General features: G+C 41.6%; 8 protein-coding genes. All 8 read left to right on the forward strand.

What is annotated here, in order from left to right; all coding sequences use genetic code 11:
- The first annotated feature begins 23 nt into the window (after positions 1–23).
- The 8 genes from xseA to pafA all read left to right on the forward strand — a co-directional run bounded on the left by xseA (position 24) and on the right by pafA (position 12,828).
- Positions 24–1,295: an exodeoxyribonuclease VII large subunit gene (gene xseA / locus ACWIB3_RS00230; protein WP_454290608.1), complete on the forward strand. Its 1,272-nt coding sequence runs from the start codon at positions 24–26 to the stop codon at positions 1,293–1,295.
- A complete protein-coding gene (gene xseB, locus ACWIB3_RS00235; RefSeq protein ID WP_185215793.1) occupies positions 1,285–1,512 on the forward strand; it encodes an exodeoxyribonuclease VII small subunit in 228 nt (75 codons plus the stop codon). The genes xseA and xseB overlap by 11 nt, the downstream gene beginning before the upstream one ends.
- Positions 1,513–1,654: 142 nt before the next feature.
- Positions 1,655–4,423 carry a carboxypeptidase-like regulatory domain-containing protein gene (locus tag ACWIB3_RS00240; RefSeq protein WP_454290609.1) on the forward strand — a complete coding sequence of 923 codons (2,769 nt, stop codon included), beginning with the start codon at positions 1,655–1,657 and terminating at the stop codon, positions 4,421–4,423.
- Between the two features lie 14 nt (positions 4,424–4,437).
- On the forward strand, positions 4,438–5,643 hold the full coding sequence (locus ACWIB3_RS00245; RefSeq protein ID WP_454290610.1) for a DUF4876 domain-containing protein: 1,206 nt from the start codon (positions 4,438–4,440) through the stop codon (positions 5,641–5,643).
- A gap of 1 nt (position 5,644) precedes the next feature.
- Positions 5,645–7,153, forward strand: coding sequence for a DUF6850 family outer membrane beta-barrel protein (locus tag ACWIB3_RS00250; protein ID WP_454290611.1), 1,509 nt, complete (start codon positions 5,645–5,647; stop codon positions 7,151–7,153).
- 8 nt (positions 7,154–7,161) lie between these two features.
- Positions 7,162–8,286, forward strand: coding sequence for a cytochrome-c peroxidase (locus ACWIB3_RS00255; protein ID WP_454290612.1), 1,125 nt, complete (start codon positions 7,162–7,164; stop codon positions 8,284–8,286).
- A gap of 81 nt (positions 8,287–8,367) precedes the next feature.
- Positions 8,368–11,175 (forward strand): excinuclease ABC subunit UvrA, encoded by a 2,808-nt coding sequence (gene uvrA / locus ACWIB3_RS00260; protein ID WP_313261096.1) that lies wholly within the window; start codon positions 8,368–8,370, stop codon positions 11,173–11,175.
- Between the two features lie 12 nt (positions 11,176–11,187).
- Positions 11,188–12,828, forward strand: coding sequence for an alkaline phosphatase PafA (gene pafA / locus ACWIB3_RS00265; RefSeq protein ID WP_454290613.1), 1,641 nt, complete (start codon positions 11,188–11,190; stop codon positions 12,826–12,828).
- Positions 12,829–12,831: the final 3 nt, after the last annotated feature.

Genomic DNA, 12,831 nt, shown 5'->3' on the forward strand with positions numbered 1-12,831 from the left:
GTAATAATTCTGTATATTTGAGAATGCCCGAACTGATGGACAATAAAACCGTTTTCACTCTCCTAGAGGTGTCCCGAAGCATTCAAAAGACGATTGCTGAGCGATACAAGAGTCTTTATTGGATTAAAGCGGAGATGAACAAATTGAACCATTATTCCCATTCAGGCCATTGCTACCCCGAACTACTAGAGAAAAAAGAAGGTAAGGTGGTTGCTGAAATGCGGTCTATTTTATGGAAAATGGATTATGAACGCATAAACAGGCAGTTCATGGAAGTACTTGGAGAACCCTTAAGGGAAGGTATTACCATGCTATTCCAGGCGGGTATATCCTACGATCCGCTGTACGGCTTCAGTCTGAAGATCGTTGATATCGATCCTACCTTTGTGCTTGGAGAACTGGAAAAAGAGAAAAGGGAAAGCATCAAGAAACTGACCGAAGAAGGTATATTTGACGCCAATAAAAGGCTTCCATTCCCTCTCATCCCTAAGCGATTGGCCATTATCTCTGTTGAAACCAGTAAGGGGCTTTCCGATTTCTTTAAAATTATCAACGGTAACCCTTGGGGCTATAAAATTGAATGCACGCTCTTTCCTGCCTTATTGCAGGGGGATAAATCCATCAGCTCCATTATTAAGCAATTGGAGGTCATTGCTAATAAATTAGAAGATTTTGATGCGGTCGCCATCATTAGAGGTGGAGGAGGAGATGTCGGCTTGAGTTCCTATAACAACTATTTCCTGTCCAAGGCCATTGCCATCTTTCCAATTCCTGTACTCACAGGGATAGGTCACTCCACAAATGAAACCGTCAGTGAGATGGTCGCGTATAAGAACGCTATTACGCCTAGCGAATTGGCGGACTTCCTTTTACAGAAGTTCCACAATTTTGCTATCCCTGTGGATAATGCGTTGGAAAGAATGTTGCGAGCAGTTAGAAGGAGCTTTGAAGAAGAAAATCTAAAATTAAAACATATCGTGTCTTCAATTTCTTGGAACAGTAAAACCCTCTTGTTAAAAGATAAAGCGGAATTGAACGGGCTACAGGCCCACTTGATCAGGTTCAGTAGACAGAGCATAAAGGAAAATCAAGCCCAGCTGCAGCATTTGGAAAGAATGCTAGGTATCGTGAATCCCATTCATATATTAAAAAGAGGCTTTAGCATCGTGCGGATGGACGGTAAATCTGTCCACAAGCTGGACCAAGTTGAAATAGGTTCTGAACTGGAAATCCAATTGGAAGACGGAAAGATCATTTCTAAAGTAATAAACAAAGAATCAAACCATGGAAAATAAATACAGCTATAAAGATGCGTTCGAGGAACTTCAACATATTGTTTCAGACATCGAATCTGGTGATATTGCTGTAGATGAGTTGACAGCCAAGATCAATAGGGCATCTGAATTGTTGACTATCTGCAAGGCGAAACTAACAGCTTCAGAAGAAGAAGTAGAAAAACTATTGCAGAAACTGGAGAATGATAACAAAGCTGGGGAAGGTGATTTTGAATAATCACAACAAGCTTTTTTTATAAATTTCAACGCCTGAGTTCAATCAATCCCAATTTAACTTCCTAGAGTTAAAGGAAAAGCTATTTCTAAAAGTAAATATTTTTACGTTATTTTGCGCTGTTTAGAATTAGTCTTAATTGTCTTTGCTCAAAAACATCTACATATTACTAATCTTCCTGGGCCTTCCGTTTGTATCATTTGCTCAGTTATTCTCCATTTCTGGTTCCATTAAGGACAGTAAGGGGCAAGCCTTGGGCAATGTAAATATCGAGATTGCGGAGAAACCCAACTTTAGCAGCCTGAGTGATGAACAAGGACTGTTTATTATTCCCAATTTACCTCAGGGCAGCTATCTACTTAAGTTTTCCCATATTGGTTTCAAACCCATTACCCGAACCATAAAGCTCGACAATAATCGTGAAACCCATATTGTTTTCAACCAAGATGAAGTCAATATCGATGAGGTTTATGTCACGGCCAAAGAGTCCAAGAATATAGGTACGAGCTCAATCATCACGAGAGATGCCATGCAGCATCTTCAGCCATCAAGCTTTACCGATTTATTGGAACTGCTCCCAGGTGGACAAACCAAGAGTCCAGTCCTTGATCAAGTCAACGGTATCAACCTGAGGACAGCCAATGGCGCTTCCATGTCCGCTTATTCCACAGGTTCCTTGGGAACCATGTTTTCGGTGGATGGAATGCAGCTTAATTCCCAATCCATGGTTGATCCAACTGCAGGATTTGAATTAGGTCAGGGGAGTATGAATAATGGACGTAGCACTGCCAATATTGCTGTGGATATGCGGACCATTGCCACGGATAATATTGAAAAAGTGGAGATTATCCGAGGGATTCCATCCGTAGAGTATGGTAACCTGACTTCAGGTGTTGTCCTGATCGATAGAATTAAAGGTTATGAACCTTGGACTGCAAGAATTAAAGCTGATGGTTTTAGTAAATTGCTCGGAGTTGGTAAAGGCTTCGAATTTGGTTCCTATAAACTGAACATTGATGGCGGTTACCTCAATTCCAGAAGTAATGTCACGGATATCTATAATACCTTCAAAAGAATCAATACTTCCATTAGGGGCGAGAAAACTTGGAACTTAAACAATTATCGTTTCATTTGGATCCATGGACTGGACTTCAATACCACCATTGACAATGAACGATTAGATCCTGATAATGATTATAAACTAACGGATCGCTACAAGAACAATGTGCAGTTCTTCGGTTTCAATAATACCTTCAAACTATTCTCCTCAAATCCTAAATCAACATTCAGGAATGTAACTTTTGGGATTAATGCTAGGCTATCTTCCAACCAGATTGACATGCAAAAGCTGGTGCAGGCAAGGACTGCCACTATTTTGATGAACTCCATGGTTTCAGGAAGCCATGAGGCTATCTTTATGACCCCATCCTATGTAGGAGAATTTAAGTCGGACAGCCGCCCATTGGATATTAACCTTAAGCTTGTAGGAAACTGGAGCTTTATTAGGCTGTTCAAACAACAGGTGAAGGCCGGCCTTGAATATGCCTATGCCAAGAACCTTGGCTTAGGACCACAATATGATCTAGATTTTCCAATCAGCACTTCCATAAATGCCAGACCGAGATCTTTAAGGTCCATTCCGGCCATGAGCAACCTTTCCCTTTTTGCAGAAGACAGGTTCTTTATCAATATAGGCGATCTTCTATTCGAAAATAATCTCGGTGTAAGAGCCTTTAGCTTGACTAACCTAGAAAAGGAATATGCCCTGTCAGGTAAGGTATTTGTAGATCCAAGATACAATGGAAGGTTGCATCTTCCACAAATCAGCGTATTTGGAAAGCAATTGAAATCCAATGTCTTCGCGGGATATGGGATCCAGACCTTGGCTCCAAACCAAAATCTACTCTATCCTCAAAACTTCTATCGTGATATCCCGGAACTGGTCTATTATCATAATAACCCAGCATATAGGTTAGCTTGGGCAACGACCAATATTGTCAATCCGGTGAATTATGCTTTGGAAGCAGCGAAAAACATAAAATGGGAAATCGGAACCCAGTTGGATTTCGAAGGGAATACCTTCTCCATTAATTACTTCAATGAAAAGTTGGATAATGGATTTAGGAATATCTCCGTTTTTGATGCTGTTTCCCTAAGAAAATATAATGTCACTTCTGTTGATCCCAATACATTGACAGCGAAACCATCAATTGAAGATTTCACTTATGTTGACCAAGCTGAATTTCATTCTTACACTCAAAACTCAAACGGGAGCATCACGGAAAAGCAAGGACTTGAATACAACTTCAGCTCCAAGCGGATCCAGGGAATCAACACGCGTTTCACAGTAAACGGGGCTTGGTTTCGAACCTTCAATGCCAACAATCAGCCAGTCATGGAGGTAATAAGTCCATTGGAAATTACGGATGGAAAAGTAAGGCAATATGTAGGGGTCTATGCCAATGGCAACACAGGAGGTCATTACGAAAGTTTCAATACCAATCTCACTGCTGACTCCTTTTTACCAAAGTTGGGAATGAACCTGTCGATGAGTGTGCAGAGCTTCTGGTACAAATCCAAGCAATCCTTGTTCAGGGATAACCTGCCAATAGGCTATTTGGACATTGACCAAAACTACCACAACTATACCGAGGCAGATAGAAACGACCCCATCCTGCGCCTATTGGACCGCAAGGTTGACCCATATTTATACAATGAATTTAAGGAACCTATTGATCTGCTGGTCAATTTTAAAGCGACAAAGGTTATTAAAAATAGGATCAGGGTAGCCATGTTTGTCAACCGGCTCTTTATCTATAAGCCTGATTATTCGCAATATGGTAATCAGTTTATCCGACGTAATAGAGCGGAAGATAGCCCTTATTTTGGAATGGAAGTAAATATTAAAATATAATAGATAGAATAGAAATGAAAAATTTAACAAACTTGAAAATGATGATTTTATGCTTGATGCTTTTCGGAATGAGCTCTTGTATGAAAGATGATTTTTTAGAATCTAGATCTGAAGTTTTAATCGAAGTTGATAAGTCAAGTTTGCAAGGTGAATACAAACTCAATAATGTGAGGATCACTTTACAGGAAACAAATACAGAAGTCACTACGGCCGCTACTTTGGTTGAAGGATCTGATACCGCTAAGACTTCCTTGGCTTATGGTACTTATGTTGCGACCCTAGATGGAGACATCGTAATAAAGGTTGGCGATAAAGATAAGGCCATGAAAATTAAAGCCCGAAAGGAAGGGATCGTCGTTAATGCTGCCAATACAAGCATTAGCTTAGAAACTTTTCTTTCAGACCCAACAGCAAACTTTGTTTTCAAAGAGATTTTCTTCACCGGAACCTCTACCGAAGCAGGTAAACTGTACAATGGAGATAAGTATTTTATTCTCCATAACAACTCATCAGATACGCTATATGCTGATGGACTGTTTATCGCTCAATCTGATTTCCTAACCGTGACAAAAAGAAACTATACCCCTGATGTCATGAAAGATGCTTTCACTTCCAAACAGATCATCATGATTCCGGGAACTGGAAAACAGTACGCAGTAGCTCCAGGGGCAGATCTGATCATTGCGAACAATGCCATTGACCATACTAAGGTTAATCCGAAATCTTTGGACCTTTCCAAAGCAGATTTCGAGATCGAACTGATCGGTACCATCAACATTGATAACCCTAGCGTTCCGAATGCAATCAATGTTTCAGGCAATCTTTTGATGCACTCCAATGGCCACCAATCCTATGTCATGGGAAGATTCCCAGAAGGGGTAACCGTTGAGAAATTTAAAACAGATAATGCTTACTCCTATAGCTATATCAGTGAGACCGGTAGAAAAATGAATTTTGATTCCTTTAAGATTCCAAATAGCTACATCACCGATGCGGTCAACGTATCTGCAAAAACCACCTTTGCATGGTTGGTGACCGATAGTTCATTGGATATGGGCTGGACCTACGCAAGCCAAGCTTTAGGCGATGATACGCGTTACGGTAAATCGGTAATCAGAAAAACGATCGGAAACTTGGAAAATGGTAAACCTTATTCGAAGGATACCAATAATTCCTCCGAAGATTTTATGCCTTCCTCAAAAGCACTATTGCTACCATAACATGTTAAGGTACTTATCCACGGTTGTTTTATGCTGCTGTTTTGCTTATATTAGCCAAGCACAGGATTCCCTGGGCGTAAATTCTTTGGGGATCAAGGAACGTATGGATATCAGCAGGACTTTCCGTAATACTTTATATGAAAGTCCTGCATTAAGACCCTTCCAATACCAACAGTCGTTAACTCCTATTGAACTGTCTTATTTCTCCGACAATAAGGATCGATATACCCTGCAAAGGGGATCCGGAGACCAAGGATTTAGATTCAATACCGAGTCTTACCAAAAAGAAGCTTTTCCCAATATCACCCTTTGGGGAGAGGCTAGCTACGAGAGCAAGAAAATCCAAGACCTCAAGTTCAATGAAACTTCGGATTTTGAGGTCGTGTTCCCGTATTTAACCGCTGACTCTGTAGGTGGCGACCTCAATTCAGAGATGTACCAATTTTCTGGAGGTATGGCCAAAGAGATTGGAAAATGGGTCATCGGGGGAGAAGCTGGCTACAGAGCCAATCTTTCCCATCGTAAGGTGGACCCAAGACCAGAGAACAACAGTAGCAACCTCCATGTTGGATTGGGAGCTTCTTACCAAATCCTACCGCAGTATCTGTTGAGTGCTAACCTGGGATATCAATTCTATAAACAAAGGAACAAATTAACCTTCCTGAGAGAACTGGGGAAACCGCCAGTATATTATATGAATGGATTAGGAGCATATAATAAATTGCTTTCAGGCTTATCTAGTGAAAGTGATGACATCTTATATGAGATGAATGGGTTTGACGGAAAGATTTCCTTCCTTCCCAGATCAGAACATGGTTTTTTTGTTGAAGTAGGATTATCTCAAAAGAATGGTAATCGAAAATTATCCGCATCCCGTTCAAATGCCAATGATTGGACTGACCAGATCATCTCTGGAAAAATCGGCTATCTCCATAGAACAAAAGATTGGAAATACGGTGGAAATGCATCCATGGAGCTGCAAACCAGAAAAGGAGTCGAAAGCCTATTCCATAATGATGGATCTTCCCAAGGTCTTATTAAGATTTCTGAAATATCTTCTTACCGCTATTATAATTTCAGTTACCACTTCGAGGCAATTGTAGGAAAAGCGGACTGGACTATTAAGCCTTATGCAGATTTTACCCAATTTAAGGAACAATATGTCAACCCTTTCCGTGAGCAAATGGCTGATATGCTGAATGTTGGCGTTGAGGGGCAGTATTTATGGGATTTAAAGAGCGGTTTATTTGGAATTAGTTTAAATTTGCAGAAGCAGAAACTGTTGAAAAGCAGGTCCCAGTTCAATGGTATCAAGCAAGGGACTGGAATTGCGAATATGCTGCAAGAGAACTATAACTACCTAACAGCCGAACCTTTCTCCATCGGAGCTCGTGCAAGGTATGATTTTGTAGCAGCAAAGCAGATCAAACCTTTTGTGCAGGCAGAGGCGCTTTCGGCTACTGAAATAAAACAGAAGTATTATTCGTTGACCATAGGGTTGATGTTTTAGAGTTAGAGATGAAAAAAGTATTAGCGATCGGGTTTGTTTTGGGAATGTGCATTCTGAGCACAGCTTTTCTGAGTGATAAAGGGATTCAAGATTTGCGAAGCCTTTACAGCAAGCCAATCAGTGAATGGCCTAAACCAACCATTGACTCTGGCGTGAACTATGAAGAGTTTAAATCACTTCCAAAAATCGATACCAGCTATTTTTCCTTAATGGAACAGCCTAAGGTGAAACTGGGCAAGTTCCTTTTCTTTGACCCTATCCTATCGGGTTCGAACCAGATTTCATGCAGCTCTTGCCATAATCCCCAAACGTCCTTTGGAGACCATTCCACCGTACCTGTAGGGCATGACCATCTCGTTGGAAATAGAAATACCATTTCCTTGATGAATGTTGGCGAGCGCAAAACCATGTTTTGGGACGGTAGATCCCATTCCCTTGAAGAACAAGCGCTGAGCCCAATTGAAGCACATAATGAAATGGCCATGGACCTGACTAAGTTGGTCCCTAAACTGAAAGCTATCCCCGAATACAAAAAACTATTCAAAGAGGCTTTTGGCGATGAGGATTTCTCCATGCCTGAAATCATGAGCGCCATTGCTACCTTCCAACGAACGATTACAAGTAAAAGAAGTAGGTTTGACGAATTCTTAGATGGAAAATACGAGGCCTTGAATGATGATGAGATCGCAGGATTGCACTTATTCCGTACCAAAGCCCGCTGTATGAACTGCCATAATGGGCAGTACTTTACGGACGAAGATTTTCATAATATCGGACTGACCTATTATAAAAGAAAATATGAGGATTTAGGGCGTTATGAAGTGACCAAAGACCCTAAAGATGTCGGAAAGTTCAGAACACCATCTTTGAGAGATGTAATGAATACGAATCCTTGGATGCATAATGGTCTGTTCGATAATATTATCGGTGTGATCAATATGTATAACTCTGGGATGGCCATGAACAACCCTAGAAATGCAGAACAGGAGGCGGATCCGATGCACCCTAGGATTGACCCATTGATGAAGAAACTGGATCTGAGCAAAGAGGAAATCCGTCAGGTTGCCGCATTTTTGGACGCGATAACGGCCACTAAATATCGCATGCCGAGACCTGAAAAATTACCGCGATAATATTGTAACTATTTCATAAGAAATCGTTTTTCTTTGGATTAGAGAGCTCATTTTCATGAGTTTTGCCTAACTTTGAAGGTTATGCAAAAAACTGCTATTCATACTCCAAAAACCCATATCCAAATAAAAGGCGCCCGTGTCAACAATCTGAAGAATATCGATGTCGATATTCCTAAAAACCAACTTGTTGTCATTACTGGGATGTCAGGATCCGGAAAATCTTCCCTCGCATTCGATACACTTTATGCTGAAGGCCAACGCCGGTATGTAGAAAGCTTGTCTTCCTATGCCAGACAGTTTATGGGCCGTATGAACAAGCCTGATGTAGACTACATCAAAGGCATTGCTCCGGCTATCGCGATCGAACAAAAGGTCATCTCCAGTAATCCCAGATCTACTGTGGGAACCTCCACCGAGATCTACGATTACCTTAAATTGTTGTTCGCAAGAATTGGAAAGACCATTTCGCCAGTTTCTGGAGAAGAAGTGAGCAAAGATACCGTCAGCTCCATTGTGGATAAACTGTTGGCCTATCCCGATGATACAACCATCACCATTTATAGCCCCCTTATCCCTAGTAATAACAGAAAACTGAAGGAAGAACTTTCACTTTTGCTGCAAAAGGGATTTGTTCGTGTAAAATACAACGATTCCATCCATAAGATCGAAACCATCATTGAAGATAAAGCGGTATCCAACGCCAGCTTTAAGGAAGGAGAAGTCTTTATCGTGATCGATAGGGTTCGCTTGGACCATGAAGATGATACCATCAATCGTCTCGCCGATTCTGTACAAACCGCTTATTTCGAAGGAAAGGGTGAATGTGAGATTCAGGTTGATGAGGAACTGTTTCATTTTTCAGACAAGTTTGAGCTTGATGGAATAACCTTTGAAGAGCCTACCCCAAACTTTTTCAGTTTCAATAATCCTTATGGGGCATGTAAACGTTGTGAAGGCTATGGAAAGATCATTGGTATCGATCCAGATCTAGTCATTCCAGATAAAAGCCGCTCGATATTCGATGGAGCCATTGCTCCCTGGCGCGGCGAGAAAATGGGCGCTTGGTTGGATAAATTGGTGCGTACGGCCATAAAATTTGATTTTCCTATCCATCGTGCCTATAGTGACCTGACCAAGGCTCAACAAGAGTTACTTTGGAAAGGAAATAAATATTTTAGAGGCTTGAACGATTTCTTTGCGGAATTGGAAGAGCAGACCTATAAGATCCAATATAGGGTGATGCTGTCCAGATATCGGGGGAAAACCGACTGTCCTGAATGTAAAGGGACCAGACTGCGTAAGGATGCATCTTATGTAAAGATCAATGGACATTCCATTACCGATGTGGTTTTGTTGCCTCTAAGTGAAGCTTTGGAGCTGTTCCAAAACCTGAAACTTTCAGAGAGCGAAGCAATCATCGCCAAACGCTTATTGGCCGAGATCGTGAATCGTCTGCAGTTCCTGTGTGATGTAGGCCTGAGCTATCTTACCCTGAACCGCTTGAGCAATAGCCTTTCAGGAGGTGAATCTCAACGTATCAACCTAGCCACTTCTTTGGGATCGTCCCTAGTGGGGTCCATTTATGTATTGGATGAGCCTAGTATAGGTTTGCACCCTCGGGATACCCAAAAATTAATCGGGGTGCTGAAGTCCCTTCGCGATGCCGGCAATACCGTAATTGTGGTGGAGCATGAGCAAGAAATGATGGAAGCAGCAGATTACCTGATCGATATTGGTCCTGAAGCAGGGATCAATGGCGGCGAACTGGTATTTGCAGGAACCTATCAAGAAATCTTGAAGGATAAAAAAAGCTTGACTGGAGAATATCTTCATGGAGATCTTTCTATTGTAGTTCCTGAAAAAAGGAAGAAATGGAATGAAGCCATCCGTGTGAATGGTGCCCGAGAAAATAACCTGAAAGGGATAACCGTAGATTTTCCATTGAATGTGTTTACCGTCGTTTCTGGTGTTTCAGGCTCCGGTAAGACTTCCTTGGTCAAAAGGATCCTTTATCCAGCCCTACAGAAAGCCATAGGCTCCTATTCAGGCGAACAAACAGGTCTATATGATGGAATCGAAGGCGCAATAGATCAAATCGAACAGGTAGAAATGGTCGATCAAAATCCGATCGGAAGGTCCACACGTTCAAATCCGGTTACTTATGTCAAAGCTTGGGATGAAATCAGGGCCTTGTATTCCTCATTGCCAGCAGCCAAAGCTAATGGCTTGAAACCATCTGCCTTTTCTTTCAATGTGGAGGGCGGTAGATGTGAGGTCTGTCAGGGAGAGGGTGTAGTAAAGATCGAGATGCAATTTATGGCGGATATCATCCTACCATGTGAGGCCTGTGATGGTAAGCGCTTTAAACAACATGTTTTGGATGTTCAGTATAAAGAGAAATCGGTATCTGATATCTTAGATTTAAGTGTGGATGAAGCTATTGAATTCTTTGCAGATCAACCTAAGATATTGAACAAGCTGGGACCTTTGCAAGAGGTAGGATTGGGCTATGTGAAATTGGGACAGTCTTCAAGTACGCTTTCAGGTGGTGAGGCCCAAAGGATCAAACTTGCCTCCTTCCTGATCAAAGGAAATAACCAAAAGAAAACCATGTTTATTTTCGATGAACCGACAACCGGACTGCATTTCCATGATATCAGCAAGCTGTTAAAAGCTTTCAATGCGCTGATTGCACAAGGAAATACCGTATTGGTCATCGAACATAACTTAGATATGATCAAATCTGCCGATTGGGTAATCGATATCGGTCCGGAAGGTGGAGACAAGGGCGGAAACATTGTCTTTGCCGGAACGCCGGAAGATTTGGTCAAAGAGAAAGACTCTTATACGGGTGATTTTTTAAAACGTCACCTAAATTTTAAACCCTAAAATTTAATAATAATGTATAGAAAGTTAAGTATTTCTATGTTGTTCTTATGCTTCTGCACCCTGCTTTCGGCACAGGTGGAGCGGCCGAAGTTAGTGGTAGGCCTGATGGTGGATCAAATGCGTTGGGATTATCTGTACCGTTTTGCGGATCGATACGGGAATGATGGTTTCAAGCGCTTGCTACGTGATGGTTTTTCATGTGAAAATGCCATGATCAACTATGTCCCGACCTTCACGGCTATCGGTCATAGTTCGGTTTATACTGGAAGTGTGCCTTCCATTCACGGCATTGCAGGAAATGACTGGATAGAACAACAAACAGGTACTTCCATGTATTGTACCCAAGATGATGCGGTAGAAGGTGTGGGAACAGCGGAAAAAGAAGGTAAACAGTCTCCTAGAAACTTGTTGGCTTCTACAGTTACGGATCAATTGAAATTAGCGACCAATTTTCATTCTAAGGTAATCGGTATTGCGATCAAGGATAGGGGCGGAATCCTACCTGCTGGTCACTTTGCCGATGCTGCTTATTGGTTTGAAGCTAAGTCCGGAGATTGGATCAGCTCAACCTATTACATGGAAAAACTTCCTCAATGGGTAAACGGCTTTAATAAACAAAAGCTTGCTGATAAATACCTGAAACAAGATTGGAACACTTTATATCCTATCGATACTTACAAAACCAATAGCATCGATGATGATAATGTATATGAAGGGAAGTGGGCTGGCGAAGAAACGGCAGCTTTCCCAAGAAAGACTTCTTTGTTGATGAAGGATGCCGGTTATGAATTGATCAAATCTACCCCATACGGAAATACCCTTACCCTAGATTTTGCGAAGGAAGCCATCAAAAATGAAAAGCTTGGTAAAAACCCTCAGGATGCTACAGATTTTCTTGCGGTAAGTCTTTCTGCTACGGATTATGTCGGTCACCGTTATTCGCTATCTTCTGTGGAAATCGAAGATATCTACCTTCGTCTAGATCAAGAATTGGCAAAATTCTTTAAATACCTGGATGAAACCGTAGGTAAAGGTAATTATACATTTTTCTTGACAGCAGACCATGCTGCTTCCTATAACTCTCGTTATTTCATGGATATGCGCGGTAATGGTGGTTATTTCTTTTCGAGACAATTGCAAAGAAACATGAACGATGAGCTGAAAGAGGAATTTGGAAAGGACAATTTGATCATCAGTTTAATGAACTACCAAGTTCACTTGAACTATGCTGAAATTGAAAACTCAAAGTTGGATGAGGAGAAAATCAAGAAATCCATCATCAAGATGCTGAGACATGAAGACGGTGTGGCATATGTCGTGGACATGGAAGGCGGAGAAAACATGATGGTACCTACCGAAATCCGCGAAAAAATCATCAATGGATATAACCGCAAACGTAGTGGTGCCATTCAGATCATCACCGAACCGCAATGGTATGACGGTACGCCTCGCTCTACGGGAACTACCCATGGTACATGGACCCCTTACGACTCGCATATACCATTGGTGTTTATGGGCTGGGGTATCACACCAGGCAAGACCAATAAAGTCGTTCACATTACGGATATTGCGCCTACACTGTCCTCTTTGCTTCATGTTATGGAGCCCAATGGGTCTATCGGCCAGCCGATTGTAGACGTATTGCAGAAATAGCTT

Source organism: Sphingobacterium sp. NPDC055431 (genome assembly GCF_053644255.1).